This is a genomic window from Deltaproteobacteria bacterium (assembly GCA_013151235.1).
In the GTDB taxonomy this organism is placed as follows: domain Bacteria; phylum CG2-30-53-67; class CG2-30-53-67; order CG2-30-53-67; family CG2-30-53-67; genus JAADIO01.
Genome location: JAADIO010000046.1, coordinates 47400 through 68454, shown reverse-complemented (window position 1 = coordinate 68454; position 21055 = coordinate 47400). Strand labels below are relative to the sequence as shown.

22 protein-coding genes and 2 tRNA genes are annotated in these 21055 nt (G+C 55.2%); 1 reads left to right on the top strand and 23 read right to left on the bottom strand.

Going from position 1 to position 21055, the window contains the following annotated elements; translation table 11 throughout:
* Positions 1–896: 896 nt before the first annotated feature.
* From GXP58_08940 to GXP58_08890, 11 genes are all read right to left on the bottom strand, one after another.
* Positions 897–971: transfer RNA gene (locus GXP58_08940), tRNA-Glu, on the bottom strand.
* 2 nt (positions 972–973) lie between these two features.
* Positions 974–1047: transfer RNA gene (locus GXP58_08935), tRNA-Gln, on the bottom strand.
* Between the two features lie 46 nt (positions 1048–1093).
* Complete coding sequence (gene gltX / locus GXP58_08930) at positions 1094–2527, bottom strand: glutamate--tRNA ligase (GenBank protein ID NOY53730.1); 1434 nt, start codon at positions 2525–2527, stop codon at positions 1094–1096.
* A 47-nt stretch (positions 2528–2574) separates the two neighbouring features.
* Positions 2575–3015: a universal stress protein gene (locus GXP58_08925; protein NOY53729.1), complete on the bottom strand. Its 441-nt coding sequence runs from the start codon at positions 3013–3015 to the stop codon at positions 2575–2577.
* Between the two features lie 88 nt (positions 3016–3103).
* Positions 3104–3424, bottom strand: a complete 321-nt coding sequence (locus GXP58_08920; GenBank protein NOY53728.1) for an ATP synthase F0 subunit C — start codon at positions 3422–3424, stop codon at positions 3104–3106.
* A 240-nt stretch (positions 3425–3664) separates the two neighbouring features.
* A complete protein-coding gene (gene atpB, locus GXP58_08915; protein NOY53727.1) occupies positions 3665–4330 on the bottom strand; it encodes a F0F1 ATP synthase subunit A in 666 nt (221 codons plus the stop codon).
* Positions 4331–4335: 5 nt separating this feature from the next.
* A complete protein-coding gene (locus GXP58_08910; protein NOY53726.1) occupies positions 4336–4737 on the bottom strand; it encodes a hypothetical protein in 402 nt (133 codons plus the stop codon).
* Between the two features lie 6 nt (positions 4738–4743).
* Entirely contained in the window at positions 4744–4965 is a 222-nt protein-coding gene (locus GXP58_08905; protein NOY53725.1) for an AtpZ/AtpI family protein, read from the bottom strand.
* A gap of 80 nt (positions 4966–5045) precedes the next feature.
* Complete coding sequence (locus tag GXP58_08900) at positions 5046–6302, bottom strand: HlyC/CorC family transporter (GenBank protein NOY53724.1); 1257 nt, start codon at positions 6300–6302, stop codon at positions 5046–5048.
* A gap of 5 nt (positions 6303–6307) precedes the next feature.
* Complete coding sequence (locus GXP58_08895; GenBank protein ID NOY53723.1) at positions 6308–7576, bottom strand: HlyC/CorC family transporter; 1269 nt, start codon at positions 7574–7576, stop codon at positions 6308–6310.
* A 72-nt stretch (positions 7577–7648) separates the two neighbouring features.
* A complete protein-coding gene (locus GXP58_08890) occupies positions 7649–8794 on the bottom strand; it encodes an NAD(P)/FAD-dependent oxidoreductase (protein ID NOY53722.1) in 1146 nt (381 codons plus the stop codon).
* Positions 8795–9051: 257 nt separating this feature from the next.
* Between GXP58_08890 and GXP58_08885 the strand changes: the two genes are divergently transcribed.
* Positions 9052–9699 (top strand): GGDEF domain-containing protein, encoded by a 648-nt coding sequence (locus tag GXP58_08885; protein ID NOY53721.1) that lies wholly within the window; start codon positions 9052–9054, stop codon positions 9697–9699.
* On the opposite strand, the gene GXP58_08880 is transcribed toward GXP58_08885, so the two are convergent.
* The 12 genes from GXP58_08880 to GXP58_08825 form a co-directional block, all read right to left on the bottom strand.
* On the bottom strand, positions 9696–10328 hold the full coding sequence (locus GXP58_08880) for a hypothetical protein (protein ID NOY53720.1): 633 nt from the start codon (positions 10326–10328) through the stop codon (positions 9696–9698). The genes GXP58_08885 and GXP58_08880 overlap by 4 nt on opposite strands.
* 21 nt (positions 10329–10349) lie before the next feature.
* On the bottom strand, positions 10350–11816 hold the full coding sequence (locus tag GXP58_08875) for an NADH-quinone oxidoreductase subunit N (protein NOY53719.1): 1467 nt from the start codon (positions 11814–11816) through the stop codon (positions 10350–10352).
* Positions 11817–11891: 75 nt separating this feature from the next.
* Positions 11892–13439: an NADH-quinone oxidoreductase subunit M gene (locus GXP58_08870; GenBank protein NOY53718.1), complete on the bottom strand. Its 1548-nt coding sequence runs from the start codon at positions 13437–13439 to the stop codon at positions 11892–11894.
* 24 nt (positions 13440–13463) lie between these two features.
* Positions 13464–15569: an NADH-quinone oxidoreductase subunit L gene (gene nuoL / locus GXP58_08865; protein ID NOY53717.1), complete on the bottom strand. Its 2106-nt coding sequence runs from the start codon at positions 15567–15569 to the stop codon at positions 13464–13466.
* Between the two features lie 91 nt (positions 15570–15660).
* Positions 15661–15969, bottom strand: a complete 309-nt coding sequence (gene nuoK / locus GXP58_08860) for an NADH-quinone oxidoreductase subunit NuoK (GenBank protein NOY53716.1) — start codon at positions 15967–15969, stop codon at positions 15661–15663.
* Complete coding sequence (locus tag GXP58_08855) at positions 15966–16490, bottom strand: NADH-quinone oxidoreductase subunit J (protein NOY53715.1); 525 nt, start codon at positions 16488–16490, stop codon at positions 15966–15968. Before GXP58_08855 ends, nuoK begins: the two co-directional genes overlap by 4 nt.
* A 375-nt stretch (positions 16491–16865) precedes the next feature.
* On the bottom strand, positions 16866–17336 hold the full coding sequence (locus GXP58_08850) for an NADH-quinone oxidoreductase subunit I (protein ID NOY53714.1): 471 nt from the start codon (positions 17334–17336) through the stop codon (positions 16866–16868).
* Between the two features lie 12 nt (positions 17337–17348).
* Positions 17349–18437, bottom strand: a complete 1089-nt coding sequence (nuoH, locus tag GXP58_08845) for an NADH-quinone oxidoreductase subunit NuoH (GenBank protein NOY53713.1) — start codon at positions 18435–18437, stop codon at positions 17349–17351.
* Between the two features lie 5 nt (positions 18438–18442).
* Positions 18443–19573 carry an NADH-quinone oxidoreductase subunit D gene (locus GXP58_08840; GenBank protein NOY53712.1) on the bottom strand — a complete coding sequence of 377 codons (1131 nt, stop codon included), beginning with the start codon at positions 19571–19573 and terminating at the stop codon, positions 18443–18445.
* Positions 19574–19607: 34 nt separating this feature from the next.
* Complete coding sequence (locus GXP58_08835) at positions 19608–20078, bottom strand: NADH-quinone oxidoreductase subunit C (GenBank protein NOY53711.1); 471 nt, start codon at positions 20076–20078, stop codon at positions 19608–19610.
* Positions 20075–20566, bottom strand: coding sequence for an NADH-quinone oxidoreductase subunit B (locus GXP58_08830; GenBank protein ID NOY53710.1), 492 nt, complete (start codon positions 20564–20566; stop codon positions 20075–20077). Before GXP58_08830 ends, GXP58_08835 begins: the two co-directional genes overlap by 4 nt.
* Before the next feature lie 56 nt (positions 20567–20622).
* Complete coding sequence (locus GXP58_08825) at positions 20623–21012, bottom strand: NADH-quinone oxidoreductase subunit A (GenBank protein ID NOY53709.1); 390 nt, start codon at positions 21010–21012, stop codon at positions 20623–20625.
* Between the last annotated feature and the right edge of the window lie 43 nt (positions 21013–21055).

The following is a 21055-nucleotide window of genomic DNA, read 5'->3' as shown; positions in this document are numbered from 1 at the left end:
GGGATGAAGGAGGCAAAACCCTGACCTCTTCCCGATTAGAGGAGATCAAGGAGGTAAAACCCCAAACAGGATTACCCCTTTTCCCCCGATCAAGTCAATCCCGATCTTTTTCGCCTCACGGACCCGGAAGAAATCTCTTTCATTGTTCGGAGAGATCATGCAACGATCTTACCATCCAATACCGGACAGATCATGTCCGGGAAAGACAAAAAAGCCGCTTCTTTTTCACCTCTGTGAAGCAGAAACGGCTTTCACGATACCACCCCCTCCAAAAACATTTTTCAGTTCATGGCATATCTTTGATTGGCGAATTTGAATGAATTGAAATTCCCGGATTCCTCAGTGGATGGATCATAACGAGCCAAGGGATAAAAAACAAGCAATATCTACTTCTAAGGCTTGAATGGAAGGAACGAACCGGAGAAACCGGTCGTCTAACTGAACCAAGAACCATTTCACCGTGTATCGACAAGTGGCTGACAGGGGAGAGATAGGGGATCTTCGTCCCCTTCCGTTTCTGTTCCTTTTAGAGACTCGCGGTAAATGTCAGGACCTCTTCGTAATGTTCGTTCAGCTCCATCGTACGGCAGAGATGCCGTGCGGTACCGATATCGCATAGCGACAGACCGCTTTTCCGTACTTTTTCAGAAATCGAAAAAACCGACGTCTATTTTTCTAAAGATTGAGGGGTTCGGTAGATCATTGGAGAGCAAAAATTCTTTGTTGTACAAAGAATTTTTGGTGATCCCAGCGGGATTCGACCGTGCAACCGTGAGCAAGGGCCGAAGGCCCGGTGAACGGGGATAAATGAAACGTTCCTTATACGACCGAATCCCACCACGTCGGACGGGAATAGAAGCAGTGATCCGGAGGACAAGAAGAATAAGAAGAATTTTTGGTGATCCCAGCGGGATTCGAACCCGCGTTACCGGCGTGAGAGGCCGGCGTCCTAACCACTAGACGATGGGACCACTGGCTCGGGTGCAAGGATTCGAACCTCGATAGCCAGATCCAGAGTCTGGTGTCCTACCATTGGACGACACCCGAATAAGTTTTGAAATTTAACAAAACCGGTTTTTTCTGTCAAGAAAAATCAGGCTGGATCAGGGCGGGAATCCATATAGACGATTGCACGGTCGATCCTGGCGAGTACGCTCTCTTTCCCGAGAATCGAGACGAGTTCAAAAATCCCGGGGCTCACGGTCCCACCGGTCAGTGCGACGCGAAGCGGCTGGGCGATCTTGCCCAATTTCAGATCCTCTTCCTCCATGATCTGCTTAAAGACCGACTCCAAGGCCTCCTCCGTGAAGGCTTCCAATCCGGAAAGCTTTGTCTTGAATTTCCAAAGGATGGACCGGGCCGCCGGTTTGAGAACCTTTTTACCGGCCTTCTCCTCGATCTCGAAATCGTCCCGGAAGAAATAGGTCGATTGCTCCACCATTTCCACGAGGGTCTTCCGCTTTTCCTGCTGACATTTAACGATCTCCTCGAGCCACTCCCGCCGGTCGTCGCCCAAAGGAACATTCAGGATCCCCTTTTCGACGAGTATCTCATGGAAAAGCCGGGCCAGCCGTTTCGGGTCTCCCGTCTTTATATAGTGATGGTTGAGCCAGAGGAGCTTTTCCGGGTTGAAAACGGCCGGTGATCTATTAATCCCCTTGAGGGAAAATTTCTCGACCAGCTCTTCAAGGGAAAAAATCTCTTCGTCGCCGTGCCCCCAACCTAACCGCGCCAGGTAGTTGAGCATTGCCTCCGGAAGGTAGCCCATCTCCTTGTAGGCCATAATCGAGGTCGCACCGTGCCGCTTGGAAAGACGGGTCTTGTCGGCGCCGAGGATCATCGGGACGTGGGCATACTTCGGCGGTTCGTATCCCAGCGCCTCGTAAAGGAGGATCTGTTTCGGGGTATTCGTCAGGTGGTCATCGCCCCGGATGATATGGGTCATCCCCATCAGGGCATCATCAACAACAACACAGAGATTATAGGTCGGCATTCCAAAGGAGCGCCGGATGATGAGGTCATCCACCTGACTGTTGTCGAATACAATATCTCCCCGGATGAGGTCGTGGACGACGGTCGTTCCCGTGTGGGGCGCCTTGAAACGGATCGCCGGCTCCCGTCCGGGAACGGGATCGGCCCCTCCCCGGCACCGGCCGTCATACTTCGGATCCCGCCCCTCTTTCAGGGCCTGTTTGCGCCGTTCCTCCAGTTCCTCTTTGGAGCAGTAGCAGGGATAAGCCTTCCCTTCGTTGAGCAACCGGTCGATGTGCTCCTGGTAGAGGTCGAGACGGTCACTCTGGTGGAGCGGTCCTTCGTCATAGTCAAGACCGAGCCATTCCATCCCGTCGAGGATCGCCTGCGTCGATTCCTCCGTAGAGCGTTCCGCATCGGTATCTTCAATCCGGAGAACGAAGGTACCCCCCTCTTTCCGGGCATAGAGGTAGTTAAAAAGAGCCGTACGGACCCCTCCGATGTGGAGATACCCCGTGGGGCTCGGGGCAAAACGGACACGGATCTTGTCACTCATGAATATCCTCAAAGAAGAAAGAGAGAAATGGCCTGCCGGAATACAGTCTATCCTTTATAGACCATGACGGGGATGGGGGATTTGCGGACGACCTTGTCGGTCACGTTCCCGAGGAGCATCTTCTCCAGACGGCTCATTCCCTGACTTCCGATAACGATCAGCTCGGCACCATATTTCTTGGCATAACCGATCAGTTCGGCATAGGGGGTACCACGCAGAACGACCGGCTCTATGTTTTCACCACTGTTCAGGATTTTCCGGGAGATAAACTTCTTCAGTTCCTCCATGGTCAAATCGACAACGGACTTTTCCATTTCGTCGACGGAGCGATGGGGAATGTAGGAACCTTCAGGCAGCGGGTCGTAGATGACATGGACGACATGCATCTCAACGCCCCCCCCTTTAAAAAAATCAAAGGCATATCGGAGGGTCTTTTTCGAATCCTCACTGAAATCAACGGCAACAAGAATTTTACGAACGTTGGACATTCTCTTCACCTTTACAAAAAGAGAGCGATTCTTACAAAACCATCAAACAAAAGGGGACGCAACACGTCCCGCCTCCCCGCAACATCCATCAACCCATTTTGCCGAGGAGCATGAAAGCAATGACCAGACCATAGATGACCAGAGACTCGATCATGGCAAGACCGATGATCATGTTGGTCATGATCTTTCCGGATGCCCCGGGGTTCCGGGCAATCCCCTGCATGGCCCCGTTGACGGCATTCCCCTGACCGATCCCGCCGCCGAAGGCGGCAATGGCGACGGCCAGTGCCGTGGCGATGGCGATGATCCCATTGGAACCGCCGCCGTTCGCTCCTTCCGCCGCCATGGCCGGCATGGCGGAAAGCAGCATCACGGCAAAAACAAACAAAGAAGTTATCATACGACGCATAAGGTAAACCTCCCTTCTGTAGTGTGCGGCTTTTCGAAACACCCTCCATGCCACCTGCCGCACATGCAAGGTATCGTTCCCCCACCTTGGAATGTGCCCCACGCTTCCGTCCCCGGAAGGCGGTTACAGGCCCATGGCCGGTTGTACAAAAACCACAGGAATGGATCCCGGGGAAATCCCGGGAGAAATCAGCAATTCATCTCCATCGTCTCACAACGGATGGACTTTCAGCAAAACCGCCTAATGTTCTCCATGCTCAACGGCCCCCTGTATATAGAGAATCGCCAGAAGGACGAAGACAAAGGTCTGCACCGTGCTGGTAAAGATCATCAGGCCGAGGATCGGGACGGGAACCAGAAACGGCACCAGGCCTGCGAGAATCGCCAACAGGACATCTTCCCCGAAGATATTCCCGAAAAGCCGCAGACTGTGCGAGAGCGGCCTTGCCAGATGCCCGATGATTTCAATGGGAAACATGAGAGGGGCCAGCCAGGGGACCGGTCCCATGAAATGTTTCAGGTATTTGAACCCGTGCTCCTTGATCCCGAAGATATGGACGGAAAAGAAGACGATCAGGGCACAGGCGACGGTGATGTTGAGGTTGGAGGTTGCCGACCCCATGCCGGGGAACACGTCCATCACGTTTGAAACAAAAACAAAGAGCGCAAAGGTCCCGATCATCGGCAAAAACCGGCGGGCATTTTTTTCTCCCATGATCTCGGCCATGAAATTCAGGACCATCTCCAGGACCGATTCAAAAAAATTCTGCAGGCCCGAGGGGACCAGGGCCAGATTGGAGGTGGCGATCTTCGCTAAAAGGAGCAGGAGCAGAACGGAAACAACCGCATATCCCAACGGCAGATATTCATGTCCCAGAAAGCTCAAAAACATCGGTGGTTCGTGCATGGCGACTATTCCTCCACGGTCAGTTCGTTGGTGTCAAAACGGTTCGCCCGGAGCAGTCCTTCCATCATCACCAGCAGAAGTACCGCCGTAAACCCGGCGACAATCCCGTACACATCAAAAAATTTATAATAAATCAGCAGAAAAAATATGCCCCCCAGGACCAGGAACTTCACCATTCCGAAGATTCCGTAGAGGAGCCTGCTCCCGCCGTCCGGTCCCATCACCCGTTTGACGATCAACTCAATCGCCTTGAAATTCAGCAGTCCCACGGCCATTCCGACCCCCATGCCGAGGGCAAGGCCCCGACCGAAGAGGGGAACGGACGCCCCGAGGAGAAGGAGAAGAAAGAGCAATCCCGGCCAGGTAACCCCTTTGATCGTCAGATGCTGCCCCTTTTCACCGCTCATATCGGACTATTCCTCTTTATTTTCCTTGATGGCGATTTCGATCAGGTTCTTGAACCCGGCCGCAATTCCGCAAAAGAGAAAGAACAGGGTCAGCCAGGGATAAGTGTCAAACCACCGGTCCAGTTTGTTCCCTATAAAATAGCCGATCATCGTCGCGACAACCATGTAGATGCCGGCCGTACTGACCGAATAGAGCTTCCTGTAGAAGGCCTTGTCTTCTTTTTTCATGGGATGATCGGCTTCATACAAACTTCGGGATATTAACATTCCCGAATATTTACTGTCAAGAACAATTCCGGATATCGGACCTATCGGGGAAATTCCAGTTTTCGTACAAAGAGTTTATAAATTCTCCGTTGATCGGCCAGCTCGACCTTAAACATCAGGTCCCCGATGGTGAACCGTTCCCCCTCCTGGGGGACCCGCCGAAGATAGTGAAGGATATACCCGTTCAAGGTCCGATAGCCGTTTCGGGGAATCGGCAACTGAAGAGCCTCCTGCAAAGCATCAAGGTCAACCCGGGTATCCACAAGATACTCCCCGCGGCCGATCTTCCGGAAAAACTGATCCTTCAGGTCAAATTCATCCTCAATCTCTCCAAAGATCTCCTCCAGCAGATCTTCCATGGTGACAATGCCGACCGCCCTGCCTGTATGATTCCGGACCACGGCCATGACGATCCCCAATCGCTGGAGGTCCCGGAAGAGATCACGAATCAAGGTCTCCTCCGAAACAAAGAAGGGTTGACGGCAGCACGCGTCCACCGGAGTATCGAGTCCCCGCTGGCTGAAGAGATCGAGGGCATGAAGTATGCCCACAATTTCATGTTCTTCCTTCCGATAGACGGGAAGGCGCGTGAATCCGCTTTCCCGAATTTTCCGAATGGCCCGGGAAATATTCTCCCTCTCCTCGACCGCGATCACCTGTTCGAGGGGGACACAAACATCGCGGACACGGATCTCGCTGAAATCGATGATTTTCCGGATGATCCGGACCTCCTCTCTGCGCAGGGTTTCACTCCCCCGGACAAACCGGCGGATCCACTCCAGGTCCTCGTCTTCAACAAAGGGGGTTTCCTCTTTCCCTTTCAACCCGGAAATCGTGCGTACGGTCTCGAAAAAGCGTAGGGCCGGGTCGATCACAACACGCAGAGACGACATGCAGACCGCAAGGGGCCGGGCGATACGAAGGGCCGTTTCCTCGGGACAATCCGAAAAAATCGCACGGGGAAGGACTTCCGCAAAAACGATGATCAGGATCAGGAGAAAGGCAAAAACCGGAAGAAGAAGCAAACCGGGCGTACCGCCGCTGAGACGGAAAAGGAGCAGAAAAGAAAAGGTTGTACCAACCCCCACGGAGAAGACCGATCCGACGAGCAGGGTCTGGGAGATCCGCTGTGGATGGGAAAGCATCTGCAACAGCGGCAGGATCCCCGGCCCTTTCTCCTTCTGATCGAGAAGAAGCAGTTTATCGGAAGCCACCAGGGCATTCTCGGCAACGGCGAAAAAGGCCTCCCCGACGAATCCGGCCAGTCCGGCAATCAGATAGAAAAGATTCAGCCACATGCGTTTTACATCTCTCCGGCAGGAGCTTCACCCTCTGCCGGAACGTCATCGAGCCGGGTGACCATCAGTTCCAGGACCCGGACCTTCCGGACCCGGTAAACCACGATCTCCAGCCCTTCATAACGAATCCGCTCCCCCCATTTGGGAAAATGCCCCAATTGATCCACCACAAACCCCCCGACCGTCTCGTAGTCCTCACTTTCAATGGAAACCTGGAAGAGGGTGTTGAAATCCTCCAGCGGCAACATCGCGGAAACACGGCAGACCCGGTCGGAAATCTTTTTTACCGGCCGCTCTTCCTCATCCGCCTCGTCCTGGAGTTCTCCCACGATCTCTTCCAGGAGATCCTCAAGACAGACCAGACCTTCCACCCCGCCGAACTCATCCACCACCATGGCAATATGAACATTCTGCTTCTTGAAATCACGGAGGAGTTCACTGACTCGTTTGGTTTCCGGAATATGCAATGCCGGATGCTGTAGTTCCCCGATACAATGCCGTTCCATACCGTTCTCTTCGATCAGGAGGGAGAGCAGATCCTTGGCATAGAGGATCCCCACGATATGATCGAGATCCTTCTCATACACGGGGATACGGGAATAACGGGAGGTGCGGATTTTCTCCATAACGCTCTGCACATCCTCCTCCAGTTCGACACAAAACATGTCGGGCCGGGGCGTCATCACTTCCTTGACCAGTGTTTCCTGGAACTCCATGACGTTCTGAACCATCTCCCGTTCATACAGTCCCGGACCCTCCTCCGGCACCGGCATCACCCGGTGGATGAAGTCCCGATCCTGAAACATCGGCAATTCCCCGCCGCTTCCCCGGAGCAGAAAAAAGGAGATCTTCTCAACAATGGCCCGAAAAGGGGCAACAAGACGAAAAAGAAATTTCAAATAGACGGCCGCATTCCGGAGATAGAGCAGTTCCCGCCCCTGCACCAGGGCACGCGGAAGAATCCTTCCGACGGCAAGATAGAGAATCAGGAGGCAGAAAAGCGCCGCCAACCGGGCCGGCGCCTGTTGAATGGCCGTCAGCGTAAAGAGCACCAACAAAGCCTGGAAAACGAGGTGCAGGATCAGAAGCGTCAGCAGGGTACGTCTCGGTTTCCCACTTAGAAAGAGGAGCGCCTCCCGCCCCTTCCCGGAAGGAAGAGAGAGGATCTCCTCACGATCCAGAAAAAAGAAGGCCTTCTTCGAACCGGAGATAAAGGCGGAAAACAGAAGAAAACCGAGGGTGAACAGGATGTATGAATATAAGGGAATGTCCAAACGGGTCAAACCTCAAGCACAACAATTAAACATATTGATAGATCTATCCACATGTATATCATGTAAACCGAATCATTTCAATTCGCCCGGAAACATATTTCCCAGGAAATCCCAAAAAAGTGAGGGAATGACCTTCAGCAGTTCCCTCTTCAAAGTGCGATACCCCTGCTCCCCGGCAATCAGCCTTGCCAGAAGTCGCCGGACGCCCGCCTTGTCTCCGGCAAGTTGCACCAGACGGCAGGAGACGCCGGGATCGAAAAAGGTCCGCACATAGGCCGCCGCCTGACGAAGTTCGGGTACGATCCGTTTCCGGCAGATCTCTTCATACATTTCCACCTTACACCACCGGAAGGCCTCAACAAGAAATTCGGCGGACCGGAAGGCGTAATAGATCCCCTCGCCCGTCACCGGATCAACAAGCCCGGAGGCATCACCGATCAGCGCCCAGTTTCCCCCGCAGATGCGGTTCACCTTCAACCCCTCCCGGGTCAGCGCCGGGATCAAGGCCCCATAAGGTTTTTTGGGCCGTTCCATGAGGCGTGCATCAAACCGTTCAAGGTACCGGTCGAGGTGTCCGAACAGTTCCCGGCCCGAGGCCTCTCCCACCCGGGCCCCGATCCCGGCGGAGAGGTGCTCTTTCCGCGGGAAGATCCAAAGATAACCGGAAATCCCCTTCAGAAAGGCGATCACAAGTTCATCTTCCATCGCCCCTTCGATCCAGTAGCCGACGGCCAACGTTTCGTCTTTTCGGGGCAACCGGGCGGACAACCGGGAGCGGACCATACTGTTGACCCCGTCGGCGCCGACAAGGAAATCGGCTCCGGTTTTTCCTCCCCCGGTGACAACCCTCCACCCTTCCCCTTTTCCCTCAACCCTGATGACCTGTTGCCTCAGATGCCGGGCGCCAGCCGCCTCCGCCCGTTTCAGGAGGAACTCTCCGAGTGCATGCCGGGAGGCAATCCATACCGGTTCGGGAAACGGAATGACGCATCTTGTGCCGTCGGGCGCCTCCATCAGCATCCGGTGGACGGGAAAACAGCCGGACCGGAACTCATTAAGGAAAGGAAAATCTCTGAAGTTTCGGGGAGTGATCCCACCACCGCAGGGTTTCTCCCAGGGCGACATCGGATCGTAAAGGAGGACCTCATGCCCTTCCCCTGCAAGCAGAGCGGCGGCATGGCACCCTGCAATCCCTGCTCCAATGATTGCAACCCGCATGGAACCTCCCTGAGGAACGTTTTACCACGATCAAACAAAGAGGAAGTATATCATAATCCCCCGCCGGTTCTTCATGATAATCCCCGCTCCCCCCCGTCAAAAGATACGACACCGACAAAGAAATGTCCTCCCCGGAGCCGGATGATTTTTTCTGAAATTCATTAAAATCATACAGTTACAGACAAAAACCTGGTTGGCACAGTCTTTGCTTACATACCATTTGTGTCAAAACTGCGGACCTGAAACAGGAGTGAACCATGAGTCAAGGCATAGCCATTGAGAAGAAGATCGTTTCACCCGACCTCGCCCGTAAAACCAATCCCATCCCCTACGATCCCGGATACTATGAGGAAAAGATCGCAAAACTGGAAAGAGAGGTCCGGGCACTTCGCTCCTACAAGAAAATGGCCGTCATCGATCATCTGACCCATATCTTCAACCGGCGCTACTTCGACAACCGCCTGGGAGAAGAGATCGCCCGCATGTCCCGGCAAGGTTTTCCTTTCTGCGTCGCGATTGTCGACCTCGACCATTTCAAAAAAATCAACGACAGCCATGGCCATCAGGTCGGGGACCAGGTCCTCCGCAAGTTTGCACAATTCCTGAAGAAAAATCTGAGGCGGGTGGATGTGGTCTGCCGGATCGGCGGTGAGGAGTTTGCCGTCATCATGCCCGACACGGATATCACGGCCGGCCTTACGATCATGGAGAGAATCCTGCAACGGCTGATACAAAAGCCCCTGACGATCCCTTCTCATTCCCCTGTAGCGGTGAGCTTCAGTTGCGGAATCGTCTCAAACTGTCAATCCTTTATGCAAAACGGAGAGATTCTTGAAGTGGCCGACCAGGCGCTCTACGAGGCAAAACGGAACGGGAGAAAGCAGGTCATGGCCCGCTGTTGTTAACCCCTTCCGGGATTCTTCCGTTTCCGAAAGATCTCACCATCGAGCACCACCATGCGAAGGGCTTTCAGGTAGGGAGGATGTTGAAAGATCGTCTCCATCCGCCTGACACCCCCGGCAACCTCCCGAAGTTTCTCACGCCGTGCCGGGAAATCACAGTCGGCAAAGCAGGAGACGATATAGGGGTCCTGCTGAAAATTGGGGCAATCTCCGCAGATCAGTCGCCGTTTCTCACAGAGCTCGATGAAACGGTGGAGATAGGTATCATACTCCTTGAGCATCAACTGTTTTTCACCGAAAGGCTTTTGACTTCCGGTCTCATGGGACTTGCCGGTCACGATCGCTTCAATCTCCTGAAGAAGTTTCAACGAGGACTCGCTCGCCTCCTCCTCCCAGACCCTTATCTGTTCCCGGATCCAGGGAACATGCAAAAACGCCGGCCCCCCTTCCTTCAGCAGGGCAGCCACGGCATGCAGATTCCCGGCATCGAACTCCTCCTGCCAGCAGGATGAAATCTCTTCTACCTTCTCATAGAATTTCGGGTCCGACTCGGTATAGAACTTCTCCCGCGAGATTCCCCGAAAAGGAAACCTGAAATTTCCGCTGTCACCCGGCATTACAAGGCTCTCCAATAAATCCGTCCCTGTGTCCCCCTACCCGAACACGACTTGGGCCGATATATGATAAACCGTTTCGAAGAAAATCCCAAGATAAAGTATCGGCACCGCCGACAAGACCAGCAGAAAACGATAGAGCGGCGTTACCGACATCTCCTGCGGCAACGCCTGCTCCGGCTGTTCCATATACATCGCTTTGACCACCCGCATATAGTAATAGAGAGCAACCAGGCTGTTGACAATGCCCACCAGGGCCAGAAGATAGAGCTTCTCGGCGATCACCGCCTTGAAGAGGAAGAATTTTCCCACAAAACCGGCCGTGGGGGGAAGACCGGCGAGAGAGACAAGAAAGATGACCATCGTCACCGCCGGCAGCGGCAGCCGGGTCCCGATCCCTCTGTAAATCGCAAGGTCCGAATCGTGCAGAATGTTCTCCAGTGCGAGGACCACGATAAAGGCGCCCGAATTCATCACCATGTAAACAAGGAGATAGAAAAGGATGGCACTGCGTCCCGCGGGCGAGGCCACGGCCATTCCCATAAGGAGATATCCGGCATGGCTGATACTGGAGTAGGCCAGCATCCGTTTCACGTTCTCCTGCCTGAGCGCCGTATAATTCCCGATCGTCATCGTCGCCATCGAGAGGATCGCCATGATCTGCCGCCAGTCAACCTGAAAATCCTTGCCGAAGGTCACCAGGAAGAACCGGATCAGGATGGCGAACCCCGCCGCCTTCGGACCGACGGAGAAGAAAGCGGTCGCCGCCGTCGGTGCCCCTTCATAGACATCGGGCGACCACATATGAAAGGGAACGGCGGCGATCTTGTAGAGCATCCCCGCCGAGATCATCAGGAGAATCACCGTCACGGGAACCACCCCTGTCCGGGCGGTCATCAGGAAATCGTGAATCCGCTCAATCTGCAATGACCCGGTCAGGCCGTAGAGAAGAGACATCCCGTAGATCATGATCCCCGTCGTAAAAGCGCCGTAGATCACGTACTTGATCCCGGATTCGCTCGACCGGGGATCCCCCCGCAGGTAGCCGGCCAGCACGTAGGAGACGATGCTGATCATCTCGAAGGAGAGGAGGATCATCAACAGGTGAGTCGAGGCGGCAAGAAAGAACATCCCGAAGCAGACCGCCACGGTCAGAATGTAGTATTCCCCTTCGTTCTGTTTCTCAATCTCGTCCGAGCGGACAGCCATCAGCAGGGCAACAACGGTCGTGACCAGGAAGATCCACTGGAAAAAGATCGCGAAATGATCGACAACCATCATTCCTCCGAAGAGGGAAACCGGCCCCGATCGGGCCACCGTCATTCCTTCCATGACCAGACGACAACCGACAACAGCCAGCCCCGCAATCCCCAAAGTAACGATCCACTTTTTCCGCCGTCTCGGCAGAAACTGGTCGGCCGTCAGCATCACCCCAAAGACACCGAAGAGAAGGATCTCCGGAAGGAGGCGCTGCACATCGAGAATATTCTGTTGCAGTAAAGACATAGAGTCACCCTGGTTTAATTCAGGTGAATGCTTTTAATCTTTCCCAATTTCCAATTTCTATTCCCCATCTCTGCCCTACTGACTCCCCAGGATGAACCCGACAAGATGCGTCACGGATGAGTTCATCAACCGGATCAACGGCATAGGGTAAACGCCGAAGACGATCACGGCAATCCCCAGAGGCACGAGGGTAAAGATTTCCCGGCCGTTGATCTCGGCCAGGTTCTCATATTCCGGATTCAGGGGACCCAAAAAAACCTTCTGCAGCATCCGGAGGAGATAGGCCGCCGTAATCACGACACCGAATGCGGCGATAATCGTCAGGGACTGAAAGTTCACAAAGTTCCAGACCGACCCGGCATGGGAGGCAATCCCCGACCGGAAGGAGCCCAGGAAGACGAAGATCTCCGAGATGAACCCGGAGAGCCCCGGCAGACCCATCGAAGCGAAGGTCGCCAGGATCATCACCCCCATGTAGCGGGGGACCACCGCCCCGATCCCGCCGAACCTTTCCATGTCCCTGTGATGTGCCCGGTCATAGATCACCCCGACGAGAAGGAACATCATGGCCGTGGCCGTGCCGTGGTTGAACATCTGCATGACGGCGCCTAACATACTGGTCTCCCGCAGGGCGGCAATCCCCAACATGACATACCCCATATGGGAAACGGAGGAGTAGGCCACCAGTTTTTTCAGATCTTTCTGGGCCATGGCGCAGAAGGCGCCGTAGAGAATACTGGTCACCCCGAGAATCCCGATGGGCACGGCGAAGTAGATCGCCGCCCGGGGGAAGACGGCATAACAGATCCTGAGCAGACCGTATCCCCCCATCTTGAGAAGAACCCCCGCCAGGATCACACTGACCGCCGTGGGCGCCTCCACATGGGCGTCGGGCAGCCAGGTGTGGAAGGGCCAGACGGGTATCTTGATGGCAAAACCGATGAAGAGCGCTGCAAAGACGATCAGGGGAAAGCGGAAACCGAATATGGGAGGAGCCGCCTCGAACTGTTTGTAGTGCGCCGCCAGGGCGATAAGATCGAAGGAGTGGTGACCGTCGATATTCGAATAAAAATAGATCGCCAGCATGGCGAGGAGCATCAGAACCGAACCCGCAAGGGTGTAGAGAAAGAACTTGATCGCAGCATACTCCTTCCGCGGCCCCCCCCAGATCCCGATGAGGAAATACATCGGCAGGAGCATCAGCTCCCAGAAGATGTAAAAGAGGAAAAAGTCGAGGGCACAGAAGACCCCGATCATCCCCGTCTCCAGGAGCATCATCAGGGCGAAGTACCCTTTCAACTGCTTTTCGATCCCCCACGAGGCCACCACGGCGATAAAGGAGATCAGCGCCGTCAGGATCAGAAGGGAGGCGGAAAGCCCGTCGATGGCCATGTAGTATTCGATATGAAAGAGGGGAATCCATGCGCTTCTCTCCACGAAGGCCAGGGAGCCGTTGTCCTGATAGACGAAAAAGATCCAGCAGGAAAGGAGGAAGGGAACCAGAGAACCGAGAACACCGGTCCATCGGATCAGGTTTTTCTTTGATCCGGGAAGAAAGAGAATCACCACCATGACCGAAAGGGGAAAGAAGGTCATCCACGACAGGATATGATTCATCAGCATTTCAGGTCCGCTCCCTTCGATTCATTACATTACCCCGACGATCACATAGAGACAGAGGGCCAGCAGGCCCAAAAAAACATACCCCTGTATCCGGCCGGTCTGAAACCGGCTGAACTCCCGCCCCAGACGTTGAGCGGAGTCCGCTGTCAGGGTCACCAATCCGTCGATCACGTTCCGGTCGAAAGCCCCGGCAAGACGTCCCGTCCAGGCTCCGCCGCAACCAACGGCATTTACCAGCCCGTCAATCACCTTCCGGTCAAACCGGAAGACGGCACGATTCCATCGATGCAGACCCCGGACGATTCCCCGGTCATAGAGATAATCGAAATACCAGAGGTTTTCCAGGAACAAGGCCGCAACAATCATCCGGCGCCGGACCGCCCCGGCGGAGATCCATTCTTTCAGATAGATCATCCAGGCCAGTAGAATCCCGGCGGCGGCCGCCGCCATGGAAAGGAGACCCACCCGGCGGTGGGCTGCAGAGTGCGGATCCGCATATCCTTCTTCGACTTCCTTCGCTTCGCTGTAATCTCCTTCCGCTGTGGAGACGGAAAGACCTTTGAGGGCAGGCGGCACGAGAAGATGAGAGATCCATCCTTCCTCAACAAACCCCACGGGAATCCGAACCGCATGGCCCGGCACAGGCAGATCGACACTTCCGCTCCAGAAGAACCCGAAGGTAAAGAGCGCGAGGATCACCAGAGGAACCGTCGCCAGAGGCGGCGATTCATGGGCGTGATCAAATCTGCCCCGATCCCTCGGTGTACCGAAGAAGGTCAGAAAGATCAAACGAAACATGTAGAAGGCCGTCAGCACCGCCGCCCCCATCCCAAGGAGGAAGGGAATGCGATGGAGCAGGTCGGGCTGTTCCAGCGTCTTCAGATAAACCTGGGTCAGGATGGCATCTTTACTGACGAAGCCGGAGAAAAAGGGGACACCGGAGATTGCAAGCGCCCCCGACAGCATCGTGATAAAAGTCACGGGCATTTTTTTTCTGAGCCCCCCCATCTCGAACATGTCCTGCGTGTGGAGGGAATGGATCACGCTCCCGGCACAGAGGAAGAGAAGGCACTTGAAGAAGGCGTGGGTAAAGAGATGAGACAACCCCGCAGCGTAACCGCCGGCGCCGAGCCCCAACATCATATAACCGAGCTGGCTGATCGTGGAGTAGGCGAGAACCTTTTTGATATCCCGCTGGACCAGGGCGATCGTCGCCGCCATCATCGCCGTGATCGCACCGATCCAGGTCACGAAGACCAACGCCTCCGGCGTCAGAACCGGAAAGATCCGGGCCGTAAGAAAGACCCCTGCCGCCACCATCGTTGCGGCATGAATCAGGGAACTCGCCGTGGTCGGCCCCTCCATGGCATCGGGGAGCCAGACGTGGAGGGGGAACTGGGCCGACTTCCCCATGGCCCCGAGAAAGATCCCGATTCCGGCAACAGTCAAAAGAGGAATCCCGAAGAGGACTGCGCCGTTGAAGGAGCCGGCGCCGACGGCATCAAAAACCCGGCTGAAACGGAAGTCCCCGACCCGGGAGAAGACGATCATCAGACCGACAATGAACCCGACATCGCCGACACGGTTGACCACGAAAGCCTTCTTCTGCGCCTCCGCGGCGGAGTCCCTGTGAAACCAGAATCCGATCAGGGAATAGGAGGCAAACCCGACCAGTTCCCAGAACATGAAGGTCATCAGGAGATTATCGGAAATCACGATCCCCAGCATGGAAAAACAAAAGAAGGAGAGATAACCGAAATAGCGATGATACCCGGCATCACCGTCCATATAGTACATGGAAAAGAAGTGAACGCACGAGGCAATCCCCGTTACGAGGACGAGCATGATCGCCGTAAGGTTATCGACGAGCATCCCCATGGTCAGCGTGACATGACCGAAGGCAATCCAGGGGACGGAAACCTCATAATGAAAGTTCGGGTCACCGTAAGAAAGGACATCAACCGCAGTGAGGAGAGAAAGCACGAACCCGCCGAGGATCGCCGTCGTGGAAATCCAGTCCCCGCCCCGGGGAAGCCTTTTGCCGAAGAAGAGCTGCACCACGAAGGCCGAAAGGGGAAGGAGCAGCACAATCACGGGAAAAGATGGATGCGCTAAATCGTATGTCATCATAAATGCCTTCCCTTCATGCCGGGCTGAGCGGCCCTGTTCGTAAATACGGCGGCACTCCCGGTGCGTCACAGTATCTGCAAACAGGCCCCCTTTACCCTTTTAAGGAATCAATCTCATCGATCTGAATCGTATCCATCTTCTGGTAGACCGCAATGATCAGGGCCAGGATGACCACCGACTCCGCCGCAGCCAGGGCGATAATAAAGAGGGTAAAGACCTGCCCATGGATGGTCTTGTCCGTAAAATGGGAGAAGGCCGCAAAATTGAGCCCCGCGGCATTCATCACCAGTTCAAATCCGAGAAGAACGCTGATGGCATTCTTCCGGGTGATGATCCCGAACATGCCGAAAACAAAGAGCATCATTCCGACAAAAAGATAGCTTTCCAGGGAGATCATCACCCCTCCCCCCCGCGTTGTCCCCGCCGGACCTCTTTTCGGATCAGCACCACCGAACCGATCAGCGCGGCAAGGAGCAGAACGGAGACCAGCTCAAACGGAAGCAGGTAATCATTCAATAGAAGCCGCCCCAGGATCTTCGTCGTGGGGCGCATCACCGAAGCCGTTCCCGGCCTTATCCTCCAGGCCGACTCCAACATCACCCGCACAAGAACAAACTGTACCCCGCCGAAGACGAGCAGAGCCGGCAGGATCTTCGACCGGTTGAATATGCTGACGTTATAAACCTTCTCGGAGAGCATGATGGCAAACAATACGAGAATCATGACCCCGCCCACATAGATCAGAATCTGTGTCGCGGCCAGGAAATCGGCGCTGATATAGACAAAGAGCCCGGCGACACCGAAGAAAGTGATCAGCAGAGCAAAGGCCGCGTGGATGATGTGCTTCAGCGAGACCACAAGCCAAGCAGACACGATCGTTACAACAACCAGCAGGATGAAGATGATCTCTTTGAGTTCCATGATCCCTCGGTTTGTAAGAGTCAACGGTCAGACGGAAGCCAACGTCCCCCCTCACCTCCATCCTCTCCCTAAGGGGAGAGGAAGTGACATCCTCAAGGCAAAACAACTTCCCCTCTCCCGGCAGGGAGACTGCGGTGAATTTGCCCTTTCTTTCTTCATACCCTTCATATCCTTGATGAAGTCGTAAAAAATCGTTTTCCGGATTCCGTTCATGGTTCGACAGGCTCACCACGAACGGAATATCAATAACTTACACCGTTCGCCCTGAGCACGCCTGTCCTGAGCTGGTCGAAGGGTCGAAGGGCTTCGTGACTTTTTACGACTTCATCATCCTTCATGGTGAATGCCTTTTGGTTTAGACTTTGCTTTTTACTTTCAACTTTGCCCCTCTGTGCCTTTGATCCTTAGTGCCTTGGTTTTTATTGTCTTCTCCTCCTCCGTGTAGAATCCCATGCCGAAATCCTCCACCAGGTCTTCCCGCAGATAAGAGGAGAAATCGCACTTGCCCGTATGCCGGATCGCCTTCGTAGGACAGGCCTCCACACAGAGCCCGCAGAACATGCACCGGGAAAAATCGATGACAAACCGGGCCGCCCGCCTCCCCTTCCCTTCCCGCTTCTTTTCCGTCTCGATGGTGATGCACTCCACGGGACAGGCCTTCGCACACAAGGTGCAGGCGGTACACCGATCCATGGCCACATCCATCCGCCCCCGGGTTCGCTCAAAGGATAAGGGCGGAACCTCGGGATACTCCCGGGTTACCTCCGTGCCCGGTTTGAAATAACGCGCCGTAATCCGCATCCCGGTGAGGGAGGTGCGAAGGGTCTTCACGGTCTGCCTGAACATTTTCAACATGTCTTAACCGATCAGGGCCATCCAACAGGCCGACCCTAAGAAGTTTAAAAAGGCAAGGGGCAAAAGCCCCTTCCAGCAGAGATCCATCAACTGGTCGATCCGGTAGCGGGGCAGGGTCCAGCGGATCCAGATCATGAGAAAGATCATGAACCAGACCTTGACCAGGAAGACGGCAAAATGAAGCGTCGCGAGCCCGCCTCCGGGCAACCCCTTCAGTACGGAAAGAGAGCCCTCGAAGGGGAGAGTGAACCCGCCGAAGTAGAGGATCACGGCCATGGCCGAAACAACGAACATTTCGGCATATTCGGCAATGGCAAAGAAGGAAAAGCGAAGGCCGCTGTACTCCGTGAAGTAGCCCGCCACCAATTCCGACTCTGCCTCCGGAAGATCGAACGGGGTCCGGTTGCATTCGGCCAGGGCCGCGATCCAGTAAACAACGAAAGAGAGCGTAATAAAAGGATTGGTATTCCAGAAAGCGACGGCCCATCCGTTCTTCTGCGCCGCCGTAATCTCGGCAAGATCGAGGGAACCGAAGTGCATGGCCACGGTCACCACCGACACGGCGATGGGAATCTCGTAGCTCACCATCTGCCCGGCCGAACGGATCCCGCCGAGGAGGGTCCATTTGTTGTTCGACGCCCACCCCGCCAGGACGATCCCGACCGCCATGAGCGACGAAACGCAGAGGATATAATAGACCCCTATGTTCAGGTCCGCCGGGTACCAGTACTCCGAAAACGGGATCGCAGCAAAGCAGGAGAAAACCCCGACGATACAGACATAGGGCGCCGCACGGAAGAGAAAGCGGTCCGCCTTGGCCGGGATCAGATCTTCCTTCTGCAATGTCTTGATCCCGTCGGCCAGGACCTGCATGATCCCGAAGGGAAGGAACCCCGCCCGGTTCGGTCCGATCCGCTGCTGGATGTCGGCCGCGACCTTCCGCTCCAGGTAACTCCCGAAACCGGGGATCAGGGGAATCGCCGCCACGCCAAGTCCGACACCAACGATCAGCGACAAGACGGCGGCAAGAGCCGGACTGATGTGTAGGCTCCGCTGCAGAAATTCCGAGAAGAGTCTGCTGCTCGATTCCATCTCCGTCACCTGTCCACTTCCGGGAGGACGATGTCAAAACTTCCGATCACGGCCACGAGGTCGGAAAGCATATGTCCCCGGCAGATCTTATTGAACACCCCCAGAGAATTAAACGAAGGGGTCTTGAACTTGATTCGTGCAGGCCTGGCCGAACCGTCACTTTCGATATATACGGCCATCTCCCCCCTGGGGCTCTCCGCCCTCATATAGACCTCACCTGCGGGCGGTTTGAAGATCTTCGGGACCCTCGCCTGCACCTCCCCCTCCGGCAGTCCGTCCAGTGCCTGCCGGACGATCCGGAGGGATTCGTAGATCTCCCGGACCCGCATGAGATAACGGTCGTAGCTGTCCCCGACGGTTCCCCGCTCTCCGTAGCCCACGGGAACATCAAAACCGAAGCGGTCATAGACCGAGTAGGGCATGTCCCGCCGAAGGTCCCAGTCCACACCGGAAGCACGAAGGTTGGGACCGGTGATGTTGTAACCGAAGGCGTCCTCCACGGTCAGGACGGCCACGTCCGCCAGCCGCCGCACGAAGATTTCATTTCCGGTGATGAGCCGGTTGATCTCGTCCCACCGGGACTTCATCTCGTCGAGAAAGAGATTGCACTTCCCGACAAATCCTTCGGGCAGGTCCTGCGAGACCCCGCCGATTCTCATGTAATTGTAGGTCAGCCGCTGGCCGCAGGTCATCTCGAAAAGATCGTTCACCTTTTCCCGTTCCACCACGCCGTAGAGAAATGGGGTGAAGGCGCCGAGGTCCATGGCAAGCGCCCCGCAGCCGATGATGTGGCTGATGATCCGGTTCAACTCCGCCATGATCACCCGGATGTATTCCGCCCGTTCCGGCACCTCGATCCCGGCCAGTTTTTCCACGGCCATGCAGTACAGGTGATTGACGTTCATCGATGAGAGGTACTCCACCCGGTCGGTGTAGGGGATGAACTGCCTGTAGGTCAGGGACTCTCCGATTTTCTCGATCCCCCGGTGGAGATAGCCGATATCCGGGAAAACATCTTCCACCACCTCCCCGTCGAGACGGAGAATCAGCCTCAGTACCCCGTGAGTACTCGGATGATGCGGCCCCATGTTGAGGAGCATTTCCTGTGTCCGTAACGTGGATCGTACGGTTGCCATTTTCAACCTCGGGGTTTCGTCTTAAACCGTTTCATCAAAACTCGATTTTCATGCCGTGATACTCCGCGGCCGGGCTGTAGTCCTTCCGGAGGGGATGGCCGACCCAGTCCGGCGGGAGCAGGATCCTTGACAGGTCACTGTGGCCGATGAACTCCACACCGAACAGATCGAAGATCTCCCGTTCGTACCAGTTGGCCGAGCTCCATACCTCTTCCGCCGTCTCCACCTGCGGATTCCCGCGGGGAACCTCCGTCTTGATCACCAGGGTCTCCCTGCGGACCGTACAGAAAAGGTGATAGATCAGATCAAAATGATTCCCCTTGTCGGCCGCCGTCTCGCACATGAGGGACTCGAAATCGAAACGGTCACGAAGGAGTCGAAGAACCGCCACGAGCTGTTCCTTTTCAACCCACAGGAGGGGAAACTCTCCTTCCTTCTCACATCGAAGCAACCCGCCGGCCTGTTCCTGCTCAATCGTCTTTTCGATTTCCGCGATACGGATCATTTCGCACTCCTCACCAGCCGCGGTTCCCGATCAATCTTGTCCATCAACTTCAGGCAGCCCTCGATCAGCGCCTCGGGCCGCGGCGGACAGCCCGGCACATAGACATCCACGGGAATAATCTTGTCCACCCCGTTCAAAACATTGTAGCTGTGGACGAAGCCGCCGCCGCAGTTGGCACAGCTTCCCATGGAGATCACGTACTTCGGCTCCGGCATCTGCTCGTAGAGGCGGCGAATCCGCAGGGCCATCTTGTAGGTCACCGTCCCGGCTACGATCATCAAATCCGACTGCCGGGGCGTAGCCCTGGGGATCATTCCGAACCGGTCGAAGTCGTACCTGGACATGCCGGTCTGCATCAGTTCAATCGCACAGCAGGCCGTGGCAAAGAGCATGTACCAAAGCGAGTTGCGCAATCCCCAGCGCAGCGTCAACTGATCAATTTTGGTAAAAAAAACATTTTCCGGCAGTTTGTTTTCCAGCAATCCCATGAAACACTCCGGCAGCAATTTCCATCAGACGTTGAGGATGCCGTTTCACGGCATCCTTACTCTTCGCGGATCGTCTTCACCCAGCTCAGATCGTCCTTCTTCCAGACATAGACCAGCCCCGCCAGAAGGATCAGAACGAAGACGATGAGTTCCCCCAGGACGTAAGGCCCCGTTCCTCTCCCGATCATCTCCCGGAAAACCATCGCGACGGGATAGATGAAGATCACCTCCACGTCGAAAATGATAAAAATCACCGCAATGATGTAGAAGCGGACGTTGTACTGCACCCAGCCGCCCCCGACGGGATCCTCGCCGCATTCATAGATCATCTCCTTTTGCTCCGTAGGTCTCTTCGGCCGCAACAGAGAAGAGAGGAACAGACTCCCCCGCACAAAAAGTAAGGAAAAAAGAATAAAAACCAAAACGCCGGCAAATGCGTACAGCACGGTTCACCTCAAACACTGTTTTATTTCCTGATTTATTATAAAA

What these genes read in the sequence shown, in the direction of transcription:
- gltX (NOY53730.1), bottom strand. Translation starts at nt 2,527, where the DNA reads ATGAGTGACAAGATCCGTGTCCGTTTTGCCCCGAGCCCCACGGGGTAT.
- GXP58_08925 (NOY53729.1), bottom strand. Translation starts at nt 3,015, where the DNA reads ATGTCCAACGTTCGTAAAATTCTTGTTGCCGTTGATTTCAGTGAGGAT.
- GXP58_08920 (NOY53728.1), bottom strand. Translation starts at nt 3,424, where the DNA reads ATGCGTCGTATGATAACTTCTTTGTTTGTTTTTGCCGTGATGCTGCTT.
- atpB (NOY53727.1), bottom strand. Translation starts at nt 4,330, where the DNA reads ATGCACGAACCACCGATGTTTTTGAGCTTTCTGGGACATGAATATCTG.
- GXP58_08910 (NOY53726.1), bottom strand. Translation starts at nt 4,737, where the DNA reads ATGAGCGGTGAAAAGGGGCAGCATCTGACGATCAAAGGGGTTACCTGG.
- GXP58_08905 (NOY53725.1), bottom strand. Translation starts at nt 4,965, where the DNA reads ATGAAAAAAGAAGACAAGGCCTTCTACAGGAAGCTCTATTCGGTCAGT.
- GXP58_08900 (NOY53724.1), bottom strand. Translation starts at nt 6,302, where the DNA reads ATGTGGCTGAATCTTTTCTATCTGATTGCCGGACTGGCCGGATTCGTC.
- GXP58_08890 (NOY53722.1), bottom strand. Translation starts at nt 8,794, where the DNA reads ATGCGGGTTGCAATCATTGGAGCAGGGATTGCAGGGTGCCATGCCGCC.
- GXP58_08885 (NOY53721.1), top strand. Translation starts at nt 9,052, where the DNA reads ATGAGTCAAGGCATAGCCATTGAGAAGAAGATCGTTTCACCCGACCTC.
- GXP58_08875 (NOY53719.1), bottom strand. Translation starts at nt 11,816, where the DNA reads ATGTCTTTACTGCAACAGAATATTCTCGATGTGCAGCGCCTCCTTCCG.
- GXP58_08870 (NOY53718.1), bottom strand. Translation starts at nt 13,439, where the DNA reads ATGCTGATGAATCATATCCTGTCGTGGATGACCTTCTTTCCCCTTTCG.
- nuoL (NOY53717.1), bottom strand. Translation starts at nt 15,569, where the DNA reads ATGATGACATACGATTTAGCGCATCCATCTTTTCCCGTGATTGTGCTG.
- GXP58_08855 (NOY53715.1), bottom strand. Translation starts at nt 16,490, where the DNA reads ATGGAACTCAAAGAGATCATCTTCATCCTGCTGGTTGTTGTAACGATC.
- GXP58_08850 (NOY53714.1), bottom strand. Translation starts at nt 17,336, where the DNA reads ATGTTCAGGCAGACCGTGAAGACCCTTCGCACCTCCCTCACCGGGATG.
- nuoH (NOY53713.1), bottom strand. Translation starts at nt 18,437, where the DNA reads ATGGAATCGAGCAGCAGACTCTTCTCGGAATTTCTGCAGCGGAGCCTA.
- GXP58_08840 (NOY53712.1), bottom strand. Translation starts at nt 19,573, where the DNA reads ATGGCAACCGTACGATCCACGTTACGGACACAGGAAATGCTCCTCAAC.
- GXP58_08835 (NOY53711.1), bottom strand. Translation starts at nt 20,078, where the DNA reads ATGATCCGTATCGCGGAAATCGAAAAGACGATTGAGCAGGAACAGGCC.
- GXP58_08830 (NOY53710.1), bottom strand. Translation starts at nt 20,566, where the DNA reads ATGGGATTGCTGGAAAACAAACTGCCGGAAAATGTTTTTTTTACCAAA.